This is a genomic window from Sphingobacterium sp. UBA5996, assembly GCF_002429765.1.
Taxonomy (GTDB): domain Bacteria; phylum Bacteroidota; class Bacteroidia; order Sphingobacteriales; family Sphingobacteriaceae; genus Sphingobacterium.
In genome coordinates, this window is the sequence record NZ_DJAS01000012.1 from 274,197 (window position 1) to 294,508 (window position 20,312).

Annotated in this window: 19 protein-coding genes; 6 read left to right on the forward strand and 13 right to left on the reverse strand. The window is 39.3% G+C overall.

Translation table 11 applies throughout. The features are described 5' to 3' along the window. Positions 1 to 18 precede the first annotated feature (18 nt). Genes B3E00_RS09950 through B3E00_RS09960 form a run of 3 tightly spaced genes read left to right on the forward strand, consistent with a single transcriptional unit; the run spans position 19 to position 4,875 of the window. Entirely contained in the window at positions 19 to 3,171 is a 3,153-nt protein-coding gene (locus B3E00_RS09950) for an efflux RND transporter permease subunit (RefSeq protein ID WP_293938330.1), read from the forward strand. Then, complete coding sequence (locus B3E00_RS09955) at positions 3,171 to 4,637, forward strand: efflux transporter outer membrane subunit (RefSeq protein ID WP_293879332.1); 1,467 nt, start codon at positions 3,171 to 3,173, stop codon at positions 4,635 to 4,637. The genes B3E00_RS09950 and B3E00_RS09955 overlap by 1 nt, the downstream gene beginning before the upstream one ends. Before the next feature lie 25 nt (positions 4,638 to 4,662). Then, a complete protein-coding gene (locus B3E00_RS09960; RefSeq protein WP_209574492.1) occupies positions 4,663 to 4,875 on the forward strand; it encodes a DUF6965 family protein in 213 nt (70 codons plus the stop codon). 35 nt (positions 4,876 to 4,910) lie between these two features. On the opposite strand, the gene B3E00_RS09965 is transcribed toward B3E00_RS09960, so the two are convergent. From B3E00_RS09965 to dinB, 7 genes are all read right to left on the reverse strand, one after another. Continuing rightward, entirely contained in the window at positions 4,911 to 5,282 is a 372-nt protein-coding gene (locus B3E00_RS09965) for a response regulator (RefSeq protein WP_209574494.1), read from the reverse strand. 249 nt (positions 5,283 to 5,531) lie between these two features. Next, entirely contained in the window at positions 5,532 to 5,735 is a 204-nt protein-coding gene (locus tag B3E00_RS09970) for a YwbE family protein (RefSeq protein ID WP_293938331.1), read from the reverse strand. A 252-nt stretch (positions 5,736 to 5,987) separates the two neighbouring features. Beyond that, positions 5,988 to 7,313: an RIP metalloprotease RseP gene (rseP, locus tag B3E00_RS09975; RefSeq protein ID WP_293879339.1), complete on the reverse strand. Its 1,326-nt coding sequence runs from the start codon at positions 7,311 to 7,313 to the stop codon at positions 5,988 to 5,990. A gap of 15 nt (positions 7,314 to 7,328) precedes the next feature. Beyond that, positions 7,329 to 8,486, reverse strand: coding sequence for a 1-deoxy-D-xylulose-5-phosphate reductoisomerase (locus B3E00_RS09980; RefSeq protein ID WP_293879341.1), 1,158 nt, complete (start codon positions 8,484 to 8,486; stop codon positions 7,329 to 7,331). 15 nt (positions 8,487 to 8,501) lie between these two features. Further along, a complete protein-coding gene (locus tag B3E00_RS09985) occupies positions 8,502 to 9,308 on the reverse strand; it encodes a beta-carotene 15,15'-monooxygenase (protein WP_293938332.1) in 807 nt (268 codons plus the stop codon). Between the two features lie 209 nt (positions 9,309 to 9,517). After that, positions 9,518 to 11,644: a S9 family peptidase gene (locus B3E00_RS09990; protein ID WP_293938333.1), complete on the reverse strand. Its 2,127-nt coding sequence runs from the start codon at positions 11,642 to 11,644 to the stop codon at positions 9,518 to 9,520. Between the two features lie 142 nt (positions 11,645 to 11,786). Further along, entirely contained in the window at positions 11,787 to 12,884 is a 1,098-nt protein-coding gene (dinB, locus tag B3E00_RS09995) for a DNA polymerase IV (RefSeq protein WP_293879346.1), read from the reverse strand. A 224-nt stretch (positions 12,885 to 13,108) separates the two neighbouring features. Here dinB and B3E00_RS10000 point away from each other — a divergent pair, with 224 nt between their 5' ends. Continuing rightward, complete coding sequence (locus B3E00_RS10000) at positions 13,109 to 13,513, forward strand: hypothetical protein (RefSeq protein WP_209574508.1); 405 nt, start codon at positions 13,109 to 13,111, stop codon at positions 13,511 to 13,513. Positions 13,514 to 13,656: 143 nt separating this feature from the next. Here the strand turns inward: B3E00_RS10000 and B3E00_RS10005 are convergent, their stop codons facing one another. The 3 genes from B3E00_RS10005 to B3E00_RS10015 are packed head-to-tail and all read right to left on the reverse strand — an operon-like array spanning position 13,657 to position 16,157. Beyond that, on the reverse strand, positions 13,657 to 14,616 hold the full coding sequence (locus tag B3E00_RS10005; protein WP_293938334.1) for an exonuclease: 960 nt from the start codon (positions 14,614 to 14,616) through the stop codon (positions 13,657 to 13,659). A 4-nt stretch (positions 14,617 to 14,620) separates the two neighbouring features. Next, positions 14,621 to 15,196, reverse strand: a complete 576-nt coding sequence (gene coaE / locus B3E00_RS10010; RefSeq protein WP_293879350.1) for a dephospho-CoA kinase — start codon at positions 15,194 to 15,196, stop codon at positions 14,621 to 14,623. Positions 15,197 to 15,206: 10 nt separating this feature from the next. Beyond that, positions 15,207 to 16,157, reverse strand: a complete 951-nt coding sequence (locus B3E00_RS10015; RefSeq protein ID WP_293879352.1) for a CdaR family protein — start codon at positions 16,155 to 16,157, stop codon at positions 15,207 to 15,209. A gap of 427 nt (positions 16,158 to 16,584) precedes the next feature. Between B3E00_RS10015 and B3E00_RS10020 the strand changes: the two genes are divergently transcribed. Beyond that, complete coding sequence (locus B3E00_RS10020) at positions 16,585 to 17,256, forward strand: hypothetical protein (protein WP_293938335.1); 672 nt, start codon at positions 16,585 to 16,587, stop codon at positions 17,254 to 17,256. Between the two features lie 5 nt (positions 17,257 to 17,261). After that, complete coding sequence (locus B3E00_RS10025; RefSeq protein ID WP_293938336.1) at positions 17,262 to 17,462, forward strand: helix-turn-helix domain-containing protein; 201 nt, start codon at positions 17,262 to 17,264, stop codon at positions 17,460 to 17,462. Positions 17,463 to 18,529: 1,067 nt separating this feature from the next. On the opposite strand, the gene yajC is transcribed toward B3E00_RS10025, so the two are convergent. Genes yajC through nusB form a run of 3 tightly spaced genes read right to left on the reverse strand, consistent with a single transcriptional unit; the run spans position 18,530 to position 20,311 of the window. Next, the gene (yajC, locus tag B3E00_RS10030; RefSeq protein WP_209574516.1) at positions 18,530 to 18,847 is read right to left on the reverse strand and encodes a preprotein translocase subunit YajC; all 318 of its coding nucleotides are present in this window, start codon (positions 18,845 to 18,847) and stop codon (positions 18,530 to 18,532) included. Positions 18,848 to 18,873: 26 nt separating this feature from the next. Further along, the gene (locus tag B3E00_RS10035; protein WP_293879355.1) at positions 18,874 to 19,335 is read right to left on the reverse strand and encodes a DUF1573 domain-containing protein; all 462 of its coding nucleotides are present in this window, start codon (positions 19,333 to 19,335) and stop codon (positions 18,874 to 18,876) included. Between the two features lie 28 nt (positions 19,336 to 19,363). After that, positions 19,364 to 20,311 carry a transcription antitermination factor NusB gene (nusB, locus tag B3E00_RS10040; protein ID WP_293879357.1) on the reverse strand — a complete coding sequence of 316 codons (948 nt, stop codon included), beginning with the start codon at positions 20,309 to 20,311 and terminating at the stop codon, positions 19,364 to 19,366. Between the last annotated feature and the right edge of the window lies 1 nt (position 20,312).

Consider the following 20,312-nt stretch of genomic DNA (forward strand, 5'->3'; position numbering starts at 1 on the left):
GTTTAAAATTCTATATATATGCTTAAAACATTTATAAATAGGCCCGTATTGGCCACGGTGGTTTCCATTATCTTGGTTATTTTAGGTCTAGTAGGCCTAAAATTGCTGCCTGTCTCGCGCTTTCCAGAAATCGCACCACCCAGTGTGCTTGTTTCACTCAGTTATCCTGGAGCGAATGCTGAAACAGTGGCAAAAAGTGTTTTATTACCTATCGAAGAAGCCATCAATGGTGTAGAGGATATGACTTACATCAAATCCTCTGCTTCCAACTCAGGGTCTGGGAGTGTTTCTGTTTATTTCAAGACAGGTACCAATCCAGACATTGCCTCCGTTAACGTACAGACTCGGATTTCCAAAGCCATTAGCTCCATTCCCGCGGAAGTAAATGAAGCGGGTATCACCGTCATGCCAAGGCAAACCGGTGTCATTATGACCATCAACTTATACTCCGATCATCAAGACAGCGCCTATGACGAAACTTTTCTACAGGCCTTTGCACAGATTAACCTGATGCGGCCGTTACTGCGTGTAGATGGGGTAGCTCAAGTGTCCCGCTTAGGGGCTAGGGATTATGCCATGAGACTCTGGTTAAACCCCGAAAAGCTCGCCCTTTACAACTTGGTTCCACAGGATGTCACTGACGCGATAAAAGATCAGAACTTTGAGATCGCCCCTGGTAAATTTGGAGAGACTTCAGACGAAGCTTTTGAGACTGTGATCCGCCATAAGGGGCGCTTCACCACACCGGAGGAATTCCAAAATATTGTGATTAAAACCAACGAAGATGGATCAGTGCTCTATCTAAAGGATGTCGCAAGAATAGAATTTGGAGCGACCAATCTAAGTAGCGATAATAAGGTAAATGGACATCCGGGCCTAACCCTCAATCTAACACAGACCAGTGGTTCTAACGCTCATGATATTGATATTGCCGTTAGAAAAGTACTCGAAGAACAATCAAAAACATTTCCAAAAGGCATACACTACGAAGTGACGTACTCGGTAAGGGACCAGATCGACGAATCGATCAACCAAGTCGAACACACACTTTTCGAAGCCTTTATCCTCGTATTTGTTATTGTATTTATTTTCTTACAAGATTTTAGGTCTACCTTAATTCCAGCCATTGCAATCCCGGTATCGCTGGTAGGAACGTTCTTTTTCCTGCAACTTTTTGGATTTTCACTGAATGTCCTAACCATGTTTGCCTTGGTATTAGCCATTGGAATTGTGGTGGATGATGCGATCGTTGTCGTTGAGGCGATCCACGAGAAAATGCACAGTACAGGATTAAAAGCCCGAGCGGCGACATTGTCGACGATGTCCGAAATTACAGGCGCCATTCTGTCAATAACTATGGTCATGGCCGCCGTATTTTTGCCCGTTGGATTTATGGAAGGGCCGGCTGGAATCTTTTATCGACAGTTTGCTTACACACTGGCAACGGCAATTCTGATTTCAGCACTCAATGCATTGACTTTAAGCCCTGCACTATGTGCACTCTTACTTAAAACGCCACAACATCACAACGATCAAAAAACCAGCAAGATAAATCAGTTTAAAAACCGGTTCTTCAAGGCGTTCAACACCTCTTTTGATCGACTTACTCTACGATATGTTGCCGTAGTAACAGTTCTCATCAAGAACAAGAAAATAGCTTGGACAGGTTTAATTTTGATTACGGCATTCGGCGCATTTTTTATGATCAAAACCCCTAAAAGTTTTATTCCGACCGAGGACGATGGTTTTATCACGTACAATATTGCCCTCCCTCCTGGTGCGTCATTGAGCCGGACAACGGAAGTACTTCATCGTGCCGATAGTATTTTAAAGAAAAGAGAGGATATCAATGGAATGACGACAGTTTCAGGTTTTAATGCCCTAGATGGCAGTTCAAGTCCGGCATTTGCCGCTGGTTACATTACCCTAAAACCCCACGCTAAGCGTGAGCATATCCAGAATATCAATGCCTTTATGGATACCATCAGAAAAGATCTATCCCAAATTAATGAAGCCACGTTTACGGTATTCCCTCGCCCTACTGTGCAGGGTTTTGGAGACTTTGCCGGAATTGAAATGGTTCTTCAGGATCGGATGGGTGGCGATATCAGAGACTTTAATACTATCGCCGACACATTTATAAACCAGCTCAATACTTTACCAGAGATACGAAGCGCCTACACAAGCTTCAAATCCAACTTCCCGCAGTATGAAGTCAATATTGATGCTGTGAAAGCAAAATCCCTAGGGGTCGATATCAAAGATCTAATGTCCACCATCAGATCTTACTTTGCACGCGTACAAGCGAGTGATTTCAATCGATTTGGCCGCCAGTATCGCGTTTATGTCCAATCGGATTTTGATTTCCGTAAAGATCCCGAATCCTTCAATTCAATTTTTGTACGGAATAGCAAAGGTGAAATGGTTCCTATAAATACACTCCTGACCTTAGAAAAGACAGTAGGACCCGAAACAATAACCCGTTATAATCTGTACAACGCTATCGCTGTGAATATCACTACTGCCGACGGTTACAGTACAGATGACGCTATGCAGGCTATCCAAAAAATGGCCGATAGCAACCTTCCTGGGAATTATGGATTTGAATGGACGGGCATGAGCTACGAGGAGAGCCAATCTGGCTCACAGACCGCGCTGATTTTTGCACTTAGTATTCTTTTTGTATACTTCCTGCTTTCGGCTCAATATGAAAGCTATATCCTTCCGTGGGCAGTACTATTGTCAATACCAGTGGGACTGATCGGCGTCTTCGCTGTCATCAACCTGGTGGGACTCCAAAACAACATTTATGTTCAGGTAGGGCTCATCATGCTTATTGGTCTTTTGGCCAAAAACGCAATTCTGATTATAGAATTCGCCGTCCAGGAGCGTAAAAATGGTAAGAGTATCGTCGAAGCAGCCATCAATGGATCCAAGCTTAGATTAAGGCCTATCTTGATGACCAGTTTGGCATTTGTAGCCGGTCTAGTACCACTAATGTGGACGGTAGGGCCATCAGCTATCGGCAATCACTCCATCAGTTTCAGCGCCGCCGGTGGTATGCTCTTTGGCGTAGCGTTTGGTATCTTCATCATCCCGGTATTATTTGTCGTATTTAAAAGCTTGGATGAAAAACTACATGATAAACTAGCTAAACAAGAGGAAGAATAATGAAAAACATAAAAAAATATATTTCGGGAATCGGTATAATCATAGGCCTATTAGGAATGATGAACGCCTGTAAAGTAGGAAAAGATTATGTGCAGCCCAAAGTAAAACTTCCTGAAAATTTTCGTGGCGACACACTAGACCTCTTCGGAGACACCTCCAGTATGGGACTAATTCATTGGAAATCTTTCTTCCACGATCCGACGTTGAAGTTATTAATTGATTCTGCATTATCAAACAATTTTGAGATGAGGACAGCCTTGCTCAACCTGCAGATTTCAAACCGGCTATTAGCGCAAAATAAGGCTAATTACTTACCGAGTGTAAATGCAACCATTGCCAATGGAAACCGGACTTGGCGATCGCAGGATTTTGGCAGCGGCCCACTGACCAAATACTATGATCAAAAAGGTGAAAAAGCACCTCAAAATATGTTCGTCTATCAGTCAATGTTTGGCTCAGACATTAACTTTAGCTGGGAAATAGATATCTGGAAGAAGATAGGAAGCAAACAAGAGCAACTATTGGCCGAATATTTGGATACCGAGGAAGCAAAAAACGCTGTACAGACCTCCATTATAACTTCGGTAGCAAAAGGCTATTTCAATCTTCTGATGCTTGATGCTAAAATAGAAGTCGCTAAACGTAACGTCCAATTAAACGATAGTACGCTCCGCATGATCAGGTTACAATATGAAGCTGGTGAAATCACCGCTTTGGCGATCCAACAAACACAATCGCAGCGTCTCTTGGCTGCGTCCCTTGTACCTGAACTGGAAAAGGAAATTGTCATTCAGGAAAATGCCCTTCAGACACTAACCGGAAAATTGCCCGACAATATCAATAGAGGCACCTCTTACGAGCACCTCTTCGCCGAGAGCAAAGATATCTCCCTCGGTTCTCCATTAGAGATTCTTCGCAATAGACCTGACATCCGATCATCTGAGCTCCAATTGATGGCTGCCAATGCCAACGTTAATATCCAACAGGCCATGCGTTATCCATCCTTAACTATCGGTGGCGTATTAGGGGTTAATAGCATGCTTCCAAAAAATTGGTTCAATATTCCTGGAGCATTACTCGGCGGAATAACTGGAAATCTAACCACTCCTATTTTCAAAAACAGAACATTAAAAACACAATATGAAGTAGCCAAATTGGAACGAGATAAGGCTGAAATTCAGTTGCAGCAAAAGGTTGTGGAGGCAGTAGCCGAAGTCTCTAATGCAGTTGTTACAGTAGACAAACAACGTGAACAATTATCTCTGGTAAAAGAAAGAGTGGATAATGCGCAACTTGCGGTAAAAAATGCGAATCTACTCTTCAAAAGCGGATATGCCACTTATTTAGAGGTCATTACTGCGCAAAGCAATGCATTAAACAGTGACCTTGACCTTGTGGAGTTAAGACAGCAGCATTTAGATGCATTTGTAGATCTTTACCGCGCACTTGGCGGAGGTTGGAGATAAAGATTTAAAACTTTACTTTTGTCGTATGACTCCAGAGGAATTACAACAATATTTTAAATCCAAAGACCTTCCTGATACGCTGGAAATACAGCAGGACATGCAAGTCTTCGACGTGAAACGCTTCTTAAGCACAAGCTTCATCCATGTAAGCTTATGGAAAAAAGACTTAAGTAAATGTCCGTCCTGGATTAGACTGCTAAAATTCAAGGATGCTTTAGAAACCAAAGAAAAAGCCTAACAGATGTTAGGCTTTTTTTTTGTAGCTTTTTATATTCAAGAAGCAAGTTGTTTCATTAATAAAGGCATCTGCTCCTTTGAAAAAATCTCTTCTGCCCCAGCGTCCCGCATTTTCATCCGTTCATTTTCATCACTGCTCGATGTCAGACCGAATATTCTGACGGAGGGAAACTTTTCTTTCATTATTTTTGCCGTTTCTATTCCGTTTAGCACGGGCATATGTAGATCCAGTATACATATCTGAGGAAGTTCATGTCCGTTGTCATGGAGGTAGTCAATTAAGTCCATCCCATTAGAAGCACAATAAACCAAATTCAATAAATGAGATTGAGTCATTGCGCGCATCAGTATATGATGAATCAATGCATCATCAGCATAGACAATCGTACATTTACTTTTGATATCCATTTGAAAAAACCGTCATTTAGTAATTATAAAAACAATATTATATAAATATGTAATAAAATAAAAAATACAGAAAAATTTAGTAATAATAATGTCATTATGCAGTTTTATGTCAAAATATCTACTATTAGTAATTCAACAATCTTTACATGTGATTTATTCAAAAAGAACACCATAGGTAGCAGATCTTTCCGTATAAATAGTATGAGGAAAGATTAAATAAAAAAGAGCGGAAGATCAGTAGAACACCTGCTAAAAGTCATATTCAATAATTTCGGCCACTCTTCCTATTTGGCCGTCCGTCAATCTCACTTTAATTCCTCTCGAATGATAAGAGGATGAGGTCAACAAGTCCTTCACAATCCCCTCTGTAAGATTTCCAGTACGTTGATCTTTTTTTAAGATGATATTCACCAACATACCAGGCTTTACATCTGCTCTATTTCTTCCATCCATGACCAAACTTAGAAAAATTGTTTTTCAAATGCAATATAAATAGAGAATTTATTGTTGTAAAATTCTTCATCCTAAAGGCTGTAATACATTCAATGAAAACATATGAGGGGCTAATGCAGTTAGCGGATAATTATACAACGCGAAGCCTTTTCCTGTAAGCGTACCGATATCATAAAGTAAAGGGGGCTTTGAATTTAGCCCCCTTTACTTTATGAAATACATGCCGTCAGCATCGGCTGGCGATCGATTGAGTTATTTAAAGAGCTTAAAAATATCGTTTCCGAATATAAAGACCATTAAAGCCAAAAGAATAAAGAAACCAACCATCTGCGCTTTTTCCAGGAATTTTTCGCTCAATGGCTTACCTTGTATCATTTCAATCAATAAGAATAATACGTGCCCACCATCCAGCGCTGGAATAGGCAATAGGTTCATAAATGCCAATGCCATCGATAACATACCTACTAAAGACCAAAAACGGATCCAATCCACCTCCGTACCAAACAAAGTTGCGATACCAATGGGACCCGATAAGGCTTTATCAGCACGCACTTCACCTTTGAAAATTTTGCCAAATCCTTTGGCATTATCGGTAATCACTGTAAAAGCCTTCTTTGCACCAATTGGGAATGCCTCTGTCAAAGTATATTGTGTTGTAAAAGACTTGATGGAATAATCACGGTTAATGCCTATTCCCAGCATAGCATCAGCAGGAACATTTCCTTGCAGTGAAACTTCCTCTCCATTACGCAGTACTTTAATAGCAACAGTTTTATTTATATTCGCTTTTATTTGTGTCTTAAATTGGTCAAAGAAGGGAACCTGCGTACCATTTACAGCGATAATGCTGTCGCCTTTCACAAACCCCATTTTACTAGCCACCGATCCCGGAGCAACTTCAGCAACACTTGTTGTTCTAACACGTGGTTCAATAAACTTCTCTCCTTTTTTGTCAGAAAGTGTATTTAATAAATCGGCTGGAACTTTGACATCTTCAGTCACACCACCACGTTCGACGGCGAGTGTAACTCCGCCCATCAAGACTTTGGAACTGATCAGTTCCGAGTAGTTCTCTACGCGGTGACCATCAATTGCGACCACCTTATCACCGGCTTTCAAACCAATAGATTCACCAATAGAGCCCGGCACAATACCGTTTACAAGCTGGTTCATTTTGATATCCGTATTGCCCATTTTAAAAGTCAGCATCCAAAAAACAACAACACCGACCACAATATTGACAATAATACCGCCCAACATAACAATCAAACGTTGCCAAGCTGGTTTTGATCGAAATTCCCAAGGCTGTGGTTCACCCTTCAATTGCTCTGTATCCATCGACTCATCGATCATCCCAGCAATTTTGACATAACCGCCTAATGGTAACCAGCCAATACCATATTCACATCCTTTATAATTGAATTTAAACAATTTCACTCCCCAAGCATCAAAGAACAAATAAAACTTTTCTACCTTGATACCAAATGCACGCGCTGCTAAAAAATGTCCTAACTCATGTAGAACAATTAAAATTGACAAGCCTAGAATCACTTGTCCGACCATAATTAAAACACCCATGTATGCTTTTTAAATTTAATCTTTGATTATTTCCTTTGTTATTAATCTTGCTACACGATCGGTTTCCAGATAATCATCCAACGTCGGTGTAGCAATAAATTGTACTTGATCCAATGTCTGTTCAATAACATCACTCATCTCCAGAAAACCAACTCGATCTTTCAAGAACGCATCTACAACGACTTCATTGGCGGCATTCAATACGCAGCTTCTATTGCCACCGGCCCGCAAACTTTCATAAGCAAGAGCCAGATTTCTGAAGGTTTCCATATCTGCTTTTTCGAAACTGAGCGTTGGATAGTCCATGAAATTAAAACGCTCAAAATTATTTTCGAAACGTCCTGGATATGTCAACGCATATTGGATCGGCAATTTCATATCAGGTACCCCCATTTGCGCTTTCATAGAACCGTCTTGAAACTGAACCAGGGAATGCACAATGGATTGAGGATGTACAATGACATCAACTTGATCTATCGACAGATTGAAAAGCCATTTTGCTTCAATGACTTCTAAGCCTTTATTCATCAAAGAAGCGGAATCAATCGTGATTTTGGCTCCCATAGACCAATTGGGATGCTTCAATGCTTGAGCCTTGGTAACACATTGAAGCTCTGCTCTACTTTTACCTCTAAAAGGCCCGCCAGAAGCGGTAATGTAGATTTTCTCTATCGGATTATGCTCCTCTCCGGTCAAACACTGAAAAATTGCCGAATGCTCTGAATCCACAGGCAGCATTCGAACGCCATATTCATGCACCAAAGCCATAATCAGCTCGCCAGCGACAACCAGTGTTTCCTTGTTAGCCAAAGCGATATCCTTTTTGGATTGAATCGCTTTCACAGTAGGCTTTAATCCGGCAGACCCAACAATCGCATTCAAGACAACATCAACATCTTCATATTGAACCACTTCAACCAACCCCAATTCACCTAAAAGAACAGCGATATTATGCCCTTTTAGGGCGTCCTGAACATAACTATATTGAAGGGAATCCGTTACAACAACTGCTTTGGGCTTAAACTCCAAAGCCTGCTGAATTAACAATGATGCGTTGCTACCACATGTCAAAACGACTGCTTCAAATTGATTAGGAAAGGCTCTTATAACATCCAAGGCTTGTGTGCCTATACTTCCCGTTGCCCCTAAAATGGCAATTCCTTTTTTACTCAAAACCTTTGCTATTAATTAAAATATATTTTTTAAAATCTTTGGATCCTCTCCACCATGATAATCTGCCATCATTGAACGATAAGCTACCGAAACGACAATGCAAGCTAAAGGTACAACCAAAAAAGAACTCACGAGGTTCAAAATAATAAAAATTATGTAATATTCTAAAAAATTAAAATACATCTGTAGCAACTGAAAGAAAGCAAACACAGCCAAAATCAACAACAGTTTAAACACGTTACCCTTTGTCAGTGCAAAACTAAAACGCAAAGATTTGAAAGTACCCGCGTGTTTATCAATAATGAAGAATGGATAAAATGCCACTCTTATAATCAGGAGAAAGGTCAATATGGCTGCCACAAAAACGACAAACATCGTAAAATTGCTCATCAGCTCTACACGATTTTCACCGTTTTCAAACAAATAAAGAAAGGGTAAAGAAACTGCCCCCAATAGTAGTAAGAGCATTATTGAAAGCACCATGATACTGAGCATAGCTCCGAAAAAGTAAACGAGTTCCTTTGAACTTGGGATACATTGAATCAGTTTCTTATCATCATTCCCATCTATCAGACTCAAAATATACTTAAACAAAGTCATATTCAATCCGAAATACATTACCATGAAAAAAAACGCCATAAAACCACTCAACACTACATTGAAATCACTAATCGATGTTGCGAGATAATTGGAGAGTCCAGAAGTCACAAATAACAGAAAACAAAGCCCAGCAACCGAAAAATAATGCTTTTTCAGCAACTCCAATGACTTATTAAAAACCTCATTAACGGCAAAAGTACTTTCCTTTAGGAATTGAATCATTTTATCTTTGAATAAACTTCTACAAAGATGCCATATTTTTTAATTTTCAACAATTTACACACACAGAAAAATCACTTTTTTTCTCATATTTAACATAAAGAAGAGCCCGATGGAGAATATTTGGCAGCGTGAATAAATGAAAATACTCCGTAAAATAAAAATCCCCTATCGAAGTGACAGGGGAAGCTATATTTTCACCTTAGTTAGGCTTATTTAAACTCTTTTGGAAGCGGCTTTTCCAGTAAATATTGATAGTAAAAACGCGCACGTTCGTTAAAATCATATTTGCTTTTCGATCGGTCAAATCCATGCCGGCTTCCAGGATAAATCATCAATTCGAAAGGAACATTTCGATCAGTCAATTTATCGACGAGCTGGATTGTATTCTGAAGATGTACATTGTCGTCCATATCGCCATGCATAATACGCAACACACCTTTATAATGATTAGCATAAGTCAATACAGATCCGGCCTTATATCCATCCGGGTTGTCCTGCGGTGTATCCATCCATCGTTCTGTGTAATGACTATCATAGAGATCCCATGACGTTACAGGCGCACCTGCAATACCGAAATCAAATACATCAGCGGCTTTTGTCATCGCTAAACAGGTCATGTATCCACCATAGCTATGGCCTGTGATAAGCACCTTGTTTTTAGCAACCCATGGTTGTGATTTCAACCATTTAACGATGGTTGAATAATCAATAATCTCCCAGTGACCAAGATTACGGTGCATATAGGCAACACCTTTTTTGCCAAAATGCCCCGAAGCACGGTGATCTGCGGAGACTTGAATAACTCCTTCATTAGCCCAATACTGGTTGTTTGTCCCTTTCCAGGTATCTTTTACTGTCCCAGCATCCGGTCCACCGTAGATACTGAAAACAACCGGATAAACTTTCGATTGATCAAAATCTGTCGGATAAGTTATTGTCAGGGGAAGATTGAACAATCCGTCATCCGATTTAATATGTAAATATTCGGTTTTACCGTACGTATAGGAAGCAAAATCTGCTGCTTTGCTATCCGCCAATTGCCTAACGACCTTACCCCGATTATCCAACAGTGCAAATCTATCTGGTGTACTTACATTAGAATATTTAGTAATAAAATACTGGCCATTGGGCGATACATTAACATCGTGTGAGTACTCACCAAAAGTCAGACGTTTGAGATTTTTACCCGAATAATCCACACGGTAAAGATCAAACCGCGCTGAGTTTTCTTTACGTGCAGTAAAATAGATCACCTTGTTTTTTTCATCGATCCGCTTCAATTCGGTCACCTGCCATTCACCAGAGGTAATGGGATTTACCAAAGTACCGTCCAATTTATAGAGGTAATAGTGGGCCCAACCTGACTTGTCCGATTTTAAGATATAATATTTATTATCAGCAAGATAAGTTATACGCTCATCGTGATCCAAATTGATCCATGAAGACTGACGCTCATCATAGATTTCTTTTTTTAAACCAGAGTTCGGATCGACCTGATAAAACTTTAAATTGTTCTGATCCCGGTTCATCCACTGTACCATTAGATTTTTACTATCAAAGGCCCAATAAGGCTGACCGAAATACTGATCGTCTTTTTCGTTAAAATCAGCCCATGTAACTTTGCCCCCAGCAAGATGAACTATACCGACTTTGACTTCTGGATTCGGGTCACCCGCTTTAGGGTATCTTGTTTCCTCGAGATAACCATGCTGACCTTTCGACGAATAAATAGGAAACATCGGAACCTTTGTATCATCGAACCGCATAAATGCTATCTTACGACTATCTGGAGACCACCAAAAAGCTTTGTACTTTGTCGGACGCCCAAGAATCTCCTCGTAATACACCCAAGATGACCAACCATTGTAAATGACGTCAGTACCATCATGTGTATATTGCATCTCTTCTCCGGACACCACATCCACGCTGTATAAATTACTTTTGCGCGTGAAAGCCACATATTTACCATCTGGTGACAACGTGGGGTTTTGTTCGGCAATGTCAGGCGAATTGGTAAGCTTCTTTACGGCTCCATCACTGCTTTTTAGGAAGATATCGTTGTTATCGATGTAGACAACCGTTCCTTCTTTAGCAGGAATTGTATAAATACTTCTGTTGCCTGATTTAACGTCGACCTGATACAAACGACCATCGTTTACATCATTCTCCAGGTAAGCTGTTCCGTCTGCCCAGCCAGGATACTGATTGGTGCGGACCGTCAAAGATTGCTTTTGCCCCCAGGACTGCGCAAAATCCAATTTCTTCTGCGCAACACCAGTCTCGTGCACAAAAAAAACGATAGACGCACCTAAGAGTACTCTTGATACCGTATTCATTACTTTTTGGATATGTTTATTATTATTTGGGCTAAGATAAAGAATTGTGACAAATAACGATGATTTTGCCTGTAACAAGCTTAATTCACATGCTGTTTATTCTTTAGCTTATCAAAAGTCGAACAATAGTGCGGATTATTGACTAAGGATGATGGTCAAAAAGGTTTAGCTGTATACCTTCCTTTGGAAAATCAGTTTCTTCTACAAAGTTGGATATTGAAACCCCCAATAGACGCACCTTGTTTAGCAGCTCAACCTTGTTTAGCAAACGATGCGCTGTGGCGTAAATTTTGTCTTCGGAGTCGAAACTACTTTCTATGGTTGTGCTACGTGTCAGCTGCACAAAATCCGCATACTTAACTTTCAAGGTTAACGTTCGTCCAGAAACTTCCTTTTTCCCAATACGTAACCACAACTGTTTACAGAGTCGATGCAAAATGCTGTTTAATTCTTCAAATGCTTCTACATCCACCTCAAAAGTATCCTCAATACCAATCGATTTACTGCTGCGATTAGGAACAACTGGACGGTCATCGATACCTCTGACAATACGGTAAAAAAAATGACCTGTCTTTCCAAACCAACGGACCAGATCATCTTCACGCTGTTTTTTTAAATCGAGCCCATTAAACAGCCCCAGTTCGTGCATTTTCTTTGCAGTGACTTTCCCTACGCCAAAAAATTTATCTACGGGCAATGACTCCATAAACTTGACAATTTTAGAAGGACCAATAAATGTCAAACCATTGGGTTTATCCATATCTGAAGCAATTTTCGCTACAAATTTATTGACAGACACACCAGCGGACACCGTTAAGTTCAGTTCGTCCTTTATAGCTCCTTTAATCGCCTTTGCAATATCGATTGCCGAACCGATTCCCTGTTTATCCACTGTAACATCTAAATATGCTTCATCCAGGGAAAGTGGTTCAATTAAGTCCGTATACCGTAGAAAAATCTCCCTGATCTGATACGAAACCTGGCGATAAACATCAAAACGGGGATAAGTGAAGATAATATGAGGGCACAGTTGAAGAGCCTTTCTTGAGCTCATAGCAGATTTGACACCAAATTTTCTTGCTTCATAGCTTGCTGTCGCAACCACCCCTCTCCCATCTGGTGATCCGCCGACAGCGATTGCCTTCCCCCGATATTCGGGGAAGTCGCGCTGATCTACAGATGCATAGAATGCGTCCATATCCAAATGAATAATCTTGCGATATACCCGTGCTGAGTCCATTAGACAAATTTACAAAAATTAGCATAACAGCACACACCAAGGAGAAAATAACTAATAGAATTAGCATCCACCAAAATACCTTTTTCATTGACTTTAAATAAAAACCACTAGCATTTATGCCGTTCATTATTTATCTTTAGATGAAATTACACAATAGGGTATCGAAAGAATACATTTCTAATTGTTTTACAAACTGTTTCAAACCATTTTAATTCAAATACATAATGGAAAATTTACCTGAACAACAAAAGAAGAAATCCGGATTAAAAAAATTTTTGCTCATCCTGATCCTCTTTATCCTCGTCGGGGGTGGCTCATATGCCTACTGGAAATATTATTATGTATTCGGTGAGGGTGTCAAGTCGGGTTATCTTAATTATGCTGTAAGGAAGGGTAATATTTTTAAGACATATGAGGGCAAGCTCATCCAAGAAGGATTTGGAAGCATCAAAACTGGAGGAATAGCCAGCAATCAATTTGAATTTTCTATTGAAGACGATTCAGTTTTTCAACAATTGGAGCTAAACAGTGGCAAATATTTCGATCTACGTTACAAAGAATATCATGGAGTGCTTCCTTGGCGCGGAAATACTGTCTATGTTGTTGACAAGATTGTTAATATGAAATAGAAACTTCGCTGGTGATACAGCGAAGTTTTCAAATGATGGATCGAAATCAGTTGTATGGCGCTGTTATAGTGACGCCAAGATATAAGTTGCTCCACTTTCTTGGCATGGGTGTACCCTGCAGAAGATCTTCGACACTGACAGACTTATGCTTTTGCCAGAAAGACGTCGCGGACGATCATTTTATCATTGAAATAACTTCTCAGAACCGTTCCATCACCGTGGAGTGTCCATACTTCCCGAGGATCAACCATTTTGATATACTGGAGAATGTCGTTCCAGTCCACGTGATCGGAAATATAGAGTTCGATATCATTCTGTACCTGCAGGCGCTTCCAGCCCGAAGCGAACGCCCGCAATACTTTGGTCGCTCTGAAGTAACTATTAAATGTCATTGGGGGAACCAGATAAACTTTATTCTGTTCGCCCTGTTTCATTTCCTTCCTGTTATAAGGCTCGTAGTTTAATTTCTTCAGTCCATATGCGTCATACAGTCTGTGGTACGGTAATATTCCACTATGCACAAGTACTTTTCTATCCGGACAGTATCTATTGATCAAATCAGTAACTCGCTGCGCCTTCCCCAGTACATAAGTACCCAATAAGATATTGCTGGCGTGACCATCCAATTTTTTGATTTCCTCGGCCGGGTCAGGATGGATAACAGCTGGATTTGCAAAGGTACTTTCGGTAATCAATACATCAGCATGATGCATTTCGATGGGTTCACAGGTATCATCGGGCTGTAATTTATAATCGCCTGTATACAAATATCGCACGCCCATATATTCCATTAGAATCTGTGCCGACCCGAGGATATGTCCTGCCGGTATTAACGTAATCTCGACGGCACCGAGTTTAAAAGGGCTGTTATATAATTTTACCTGATAGGAGTCTTTCCGATTTTGCTTATAACGGTGGCTCATAAACAAAGTTGTCGCATGGGTAGCATACACATAGTCGTGCCCTGAGCTCGCATGATCGCCATGGGCATGAGATACGACATTATGCATAACTGGATTGCTGGCATCGATAAAAAAATCACCGTAACGGCAGTAATAACCTTCTGGCTTTCTGACAAAGAAGTCAGGCAATATTATAGACATACTATTATTTTAAAAATTTTTGATGTAGATTCCACACTTGTGGCAATAATGGTGTGGTGCCATCATTAACGATGACGAAGTCGGCCAATTTTAACTTTTCTTCGTCAGAGAGTTGCTTATTAATTCGCTCCATGACCTGTCCTTCCGTAACCTTATCGCGCTCCATTACACGTTGAACACGTACGGATAAAGGCGCGGTAACCAGAATAGTATAATCAAGATCCTTATAAGAGCCGCTTTCAAAGAGTAAGGCGGCCTCCTTAAGTGTATAACGGGATTTTTGTTGTTCTGCCCATTCCTTCGCCTCCTGAATAACGATAGGGTGTATAATTCCGTTCACAAGTTCGAGCTTCGTTCTGTCCGAAAATATCCGTTGGGCTAAGAAAGCCCGATCCAACTTCCCGTCCGGATAAGTCTCCGCTCCAAATTCCGCGATTAAGCGTTCTTTAATCCGAATATCGGTATTCATCAGTTTTTTAGCTTCCTCATCCGCGTTATAAACAGGTACTGCCATGGCTTTAAATAGCTTGCAGATAAATGTTTTACCTGATCCAATTCCGCCTGTTATTCCAATCTTCATGAAAATATCGTTATTTACGTACAAAAAAGTCTACATTTTGGGGCACAATGCTTATTATCTGACAATATTCAGGAACTTTGGTCAATAAAATGGGTAAGTACTGTACCTGATTCTTCTCCCAATCTGAAAGGTCTACCACCGCCTCAAAATCGCGCGAAGTATACTTATTGTAATCTTTTACGGACATCAATACCGTGACAACAACTTTACTTGGACTAAGCCTGACCGAACTATACCGTTGTCCATTTTCCACCTTAACAGGTAATTCGATTACTTTCTCGGTCAATTCACCTACTGGCATCAGCACCTCAACAGACGTTGGATAAACATTGATATTCCCTTTTTGGTTTCTCGCCAGATTTGCAACAGTTCGTACATCTGTCTCCACGTCTTTCCCGCGGACGGTATCGGTTTCCCAGTATTCAATTGCCGAAACATCCTCATAAGGCCCGGTGATGGTCACATAAGCTGGTGTAACTTTGGTTTCAGCGATAAATCCGTATCCCCGTTTAAATGCAATATTAGCAAGGGGATTTACAGGCACTTTACGTTGTGTCTGTTTCGAAAAATCAAAAAACAAGGTATCGGGACTGACAGAGACGACCCGCTGTTCATGTGGAAATTGCCGATTAATAAATCCCAGCTGATTAGAAAAAACGATCCAATCTTTGGTTTTTAATGAGCTTAGGTCGACCTGAACTTTAGGTGTTTCCAAAGCAGCTTTTGAAAATAAAAATTGCCATCCCGTCATTTCCAACTTAACTTTTACAGTATCAGACTGCTGCGGGTGGAACGCCCGCTTCTCGGGCAGATTAACGTATTCAATCGCCGCCTTGACGGATACAGTATATTGGTTGGAGATCGAAAATAATAGCCAAGCTAACAACGAAATTCCAACACAACGTATGAAGATATTTATCTTACGCCGTTGGATCTTATTTATTCGAACTGTATTCGCCATGATACAAACTTAATCAATTTGCGTAGAAATCAGCCCATAGACGGATAAAAACTTAGCTCTCAATTTGTATAAAACAGCTATAGAAAATCACCTCTTGAACGGGCGATCACTTACCGTATAAAAAATCTATGTAAACCTCCAATAAAAAGACATACTCAATCTAGTCATATAAGTAGAGATAAGAAATAAATGATTAAAGATATCGAGTGCATGCGGGTATGAACATTCACCTTATAGGCAAAACTTGTTAACATTCATAGAGAGGTTGATCTAATCCATAATAGACTCATGCGATGAACCGTCTGATCCAAATCATCACATACGCTATAAATATTATAAAACAATAATAATTTAAAATAAAACATTAAAAAATATATGTTTTGTTTTAAATTTAATTAGCTTTGTTTTTAATCAAACAAAATCAATTATGAAATTTTTAAGGTATAAAACAGCTAGATATCTCTACTATCTTTCTCGCATGGTAATGGTATTCTACATTCTTTTTTTGGGATCTAATTTATTTAAATCGGGCATACCTTCTCTAGGTACTGGTGTCAAAGCTTATGGGATTTACAATGTTAATATTATTCCAAAAAACACAGATATATATGCAAACGATCAAAATGAAATTTCTAACCCATTGAATCATTGGTTCAACGACAAATTGATAATCCATCCGGTTCCATTGAAGGCCTTCGTGCAGGTGAGATTTCAATCCTATAAAGAATTGTTTTCATTCCCATCTATTCTTTATCAGATCGCGCAATTAAGTTACTGGCTTATAATAGGTTTTTTAATTTTCTTCGTTCAGAAAATTTTTAAATCTTTTAGCAATAATATATTTTTCACAGCTGAGAATGCTTCATTAATCATCTTTAGCTCAGTCTGTCTAATACTTTTACCTATTATTAGATGGGTCACACAAGAGCTTTTTATCCAGTGTATTACAAATTTAGGTTTAAACAATTCAGACTATATACTGCAGAACGGGACACATTTTTTCGATACAGAGACAATTATTGGATTAGTTTTGTTGGCTTTTGGCGCCGCTTTTAGAGCTGGTGATGTATTGAGCAGGGAAAATGAGTCCTTTATTTAAATAACATGCCCATTATAATTAATTTAGATGTTATGCTGGCTAAGCGCAAAATGTCTTTAACAGAACTATCAGAAAAAGTCGGCTTAAGTATCGTCAATCTATCCATTTTAAAAACAGGAAAAGCCAAAGGTATCAGGTTTGAAACCTTAGAAGCTATCTGCAAAGTATTGGACTGCAAACCAGGGGATATTCTTGATATTGAATAAATAAAATAGATTGAACAGTGCAATACCAATTTATTGCCACTTTTGAATGTTAAATACCCTCTTCCGTATGTAATATACTGCCACCGTAGTGTTGTCATGCCGATCCTCAAACCGTTTAATATTACTTATAGCATCTTTTTTTTCAAACTCAATTGGCGGCATGATGTAAGCTGTGGAGGATATACAAGGGTCAAGCCCCTACTATACCCTTGTTATCCCCTATAATAATGGTGTTACTGCATAAGCAGGTTACAAGATAGTATTAAATTGGTTTTATTCGATCATAAAAATTATAAACAAAAAAGGAGGAATCACTATGGTAATTTCGCAAAACGGTCCGAATGGATCTAATACGTTAAAATTTGGATCGATAAATGCCTATATGTTGAATGGCCAAAATGTGGTTCACGGCCCGAAAAAAAGTGCATATCACCAACATGTGTGGCGGAACTTTTGAACAGGAAAAAAATAGAAAGTAGCTGGTGAGCCATATCAAACGTCGTCTCGAATTTGGATACTAGTTTTTAGCCGAAAAAGGAAGCCGTGTATACCCTTTAAAATTGGCACAACGCTATATTTTTAAGGAGACAATCGATATAAATGCAAATGGAAAGCCGTTTGTTAATCTAGAAAAAATGCTGCTATTTTCTGGTTCGTTAGCACCGTCATCCAACTGCCGAATCAGTAAGAATAATGATGTAATTAACCTGAACCGGGTTGCAGAACATCAATATAATGATAGCATATGTAAAATCAACATGATATTATTGAATCTGTTTAACCAATCCCATTTAAGCATATCTATCGCGTATGCTAGCGAAGGACCCTGCTCAATTCATTTTGACCGGTTAAATCGAAAAAAGAGGATTACCATGTCTATGTCGGCATACGGAATGCATTGGATGACGGTTTTTCAAATTCAACGTATTGAAGGGTAATCTAACACCTTGCTGTGTTAAAAATGTCATTTACACCAGCATTGTCCATGGACATTCCGTTGATAAACCAAAAAAAAAAAGCCAGTTTTCTAAGAAAACTGGCCTTCATTTCTCTCTCGAAAAAGCTTATTATGAAGCGCTCTTCTCTGTGTTGTTAGCAGCTTTAGAAGCATCTAACGCGATTGCTGATTTGTCAAAACGAATTCTAACGCCCGAACCTACATCAACCAAGAATGTAGTATCTGATACTTCTACAATACGGCCGTGAATACCAGCTGTCGTTACTACTTTAGAGTTTACACCAAGTTCTTCAATATATTTTTTGTGATCTTTTTGCTTCTTCATTTGCGGTCTGATCATGAAGAAATAAAATACCACGATAATCAAAACCATTGGTAGAAAACTCATCAAATTGCCACCCGCTGCTTGTAATAATACTGTGTTCATTTGTAATTATATCGTTTAATAATGTGTTATTTTGCTAATACTTCGCCTTTTAGCTGCACGGTTGTCAAACCGTTTGAAGCATTCGATTGAATCGTAATGATCTTCTGTTGTTTGCCAACTTGTCCTTCACTGTTGAAAGTTACATGGATCTCAGATGTTCCCCCCGGCAAAATAGGGCTTTTTGAAAATTCAGGCTGCGTACATCCACATGAAGCTGTCACTTTCGAGATAATAACAGGTGCATCGCCTGTATTTTTAAGCACAAAGGTATGTTTTACCTGCGCACCTTCCTTTACCTGACCGAAATCAAATGCAGATTCTTCAAATTCTACTTTCCCCAATTGTGCTGCAGCTTTAGAAAGGCTATCTGCTGCGGCGGTGTCAGTTGCTATCCTCGCTCCTTCTTCTTTTCCCTTGTTTGCATTTCCACAAGAAAAGAAAAACATTGCTAGCAAAGCCAAAACCGAATATTTGCCAAAGTTTTTCATTCGTATAAATTATTTATCAGAATTGATGTTAATCTCTTAAACCACGACCTGCCTTTTGGATTCTTCCCTGCTGGTTCAGATCGTTCAATATTTTATCTAAGATACCATTAATAAATGTATTACTTTTCAATGTACTGAATACCTTAGAAATTTCAATATACTCATTTATTGTTACTTTCACGGGAATTGATGGAAAATTAATCAATTCGCATATCGCCATACGCATCAATAAGGTATCCATCAAAGCAATCCGATCTGACTCCCAATTCTTTGTTTTATCAGAGATAAGCTTTTGATACTCATTTGTATTGCGAATCGTTTTACCCAATAATGCAATGATATAATCGCTATCGTCATTCCAATTTTGTGTAATTTCTGCAAGTTTATTTCTACGCGGATCTTCCGAACTGAAATTCTTAAATGTCTTCGCAATAAGTGCTTGCAATACTTCTTTATCCACCTGCCAGTTGATGAATTTTTCTTCAAAAACCTGCTCAATAACCGGCGATTTCAAGATGATTTTTTTAAAGATATGTTTGATAATATCTTTTTCCGTACCAATCGAGCGATCTTCTTGTTGTAAGTATTCTAAATAAGCCTCAGAATCCTTTAATTGCAAAAACACGGTACGCACGATCTCCGGGTCAAAATTCCAGGAAATCTTATACTTTTTGACACCTTCTCCATATTGTGGATTTTGTCTCAATGACTCAATAAAAGTGTTTGTACTTAACTTGGTCGTTAAAGACAAGTCTTTTTCAGTTGGTAAGAATTTATTGGCCCTACCCTCTGCATCTATTAAGACGTAATCTGACACTTCATCTAATAGATTCAGTGTCCACATATACATCTCATAGACCTCATCCACATTTTTTAATAGTGCTTTTTCAAATGTTTTGATGTCTTTGTCTTCCGAAAGACTATACGCATAAAGCGTTTGCACTACTTTTACCCTCAGGTGTCTCCTGTTTAACATA

Excerpts from the sequence above, each read along its gene's own strand:
- B3E00_RS09950 (WP_293938330.1), top strand. The coding sequence starts at position 19 with ATGCTTAAAACATTTATAAATAGGCCCGTATTGGCCACGGTGGTTTCC.
- B3E00_RS09955 (WP_293879332.1), top strand. The coding sequence starts at position 3,171 with ATGAAAAACATAAAAAAATATATTTCGGGAATCGGTATAATCATAGGC.
- B3E00_RS09960 (WP_209574492.1), top strand. The coding sequence starts at position 4,663 with ATGACTCCAGAGGAATTACAACAATATTTTAAATCCAAAGACCTTCCT.
- B3E00_RS09965 (WP_209574494.1), bottom strand. The coding sequence starts at position 5,282 with ATGGATATCAAAAGTAAATGTACGATTGTCTATGCTGATGATGCATTG.
- B3E00_RS09970 (WP_293938331.1), bottom strand. The coding sequence starts at position 5,735 with ATGGATGGAAGAAATAGAGCAGATGTAAAGCCTGGTATGTTGGTGAAT.
- rseP (WP_293879339.1), bottom strand. The coding sequence starts at position 7,313 with ATGGGTGTTTTAATTATGGTCGGACAAGTGATTCTAGGCTTGTCAATT.
- B3E00_RS09985 (WP_293938332.1), bottom strand. The coding sequence starts at position 9,308 with ATGATTCAATTCCTAAAGGAAAGTACTTTTGCCGTTAATGAGGTTTTT.
- B3E00_RS09990 (WP_293938333.1), bottom strand. The coding sequence starts at position 11,644 with ATGAATACGGTATCAAGAGTACTCTTAGGTGCGTCTATCGTTTTTTTT.
- dinB (WP_293879346.1), bottom strand. The coding sequence starts at position 12,884 with ATGGACTCAGCACGGGTATATCGCAAGATTATTCATTTGGATATGGAC.
- B3E00_RS10000 (WP_209574508.1), top strand. The coding sequence starts at position 13,109 with ATGGAAAATTTACCTGAACAACAAAAGAAGAAATCCGGATTAAAAAAA.
- B3E00_RS10005 (WP_293938334.1), bottom strand. The coding sequence starts at position 14,616 with ATGTCTATAATATTGCCTGACTTCTTTGTCAGAAAGCCAGAAGGTTAT.
- coaE (WP_293879350.1), bottom strand. The coding sequence starts at position 15,196 with ATGAAGATTGGAATAACAGGCGGAATTGGATCAGGTAAAACATTTATC.
- B3E00_RS10015 (WP_293879352.1), bottom strand. The coding sequence starts at position 16,157 with ATGGCGAATACAGTTCGAATAAATAAGATCCAACGGCGTAAGATAAAT.
- B3E00_RS10020 (WP_293938335.1), top strand. The coding sequence starts at position 16,585 with ATGAAATTTTTAAGGTATAAAACAGCTAGATATCTCTACTATCTTTCT.
- B3E00_RS10025 (WP_293938336.1), top strand. The coding sequence starts at position 17,262 with ATGCCCATTATAATTAATTTAGATGTTATGCTGGCTAAGCGCAAAATG.
- yajC (WP_209574516.1), bottom strand. The coding sequence starts at position 18,847 with ATGAACACAGTATTATTACAAGCAGCGGGTGGCAATTTGATGAGTTTT.
- B3E00_RS10035 (WP_293879355.1), bottom strand. The coding sequence starts at position 19,335 with ATGAAAAACTTTGGCAAATATTCGGTTTTGGCTTTGCTAGCAATGTTT.
- nusB (WP_293879357.1), bottom strand. The coding sequence starts at position 20,311 with ATGTTAAACAGGAGACACCTGAGGGTAAAAGTAGTGCAAACGCTTTAT.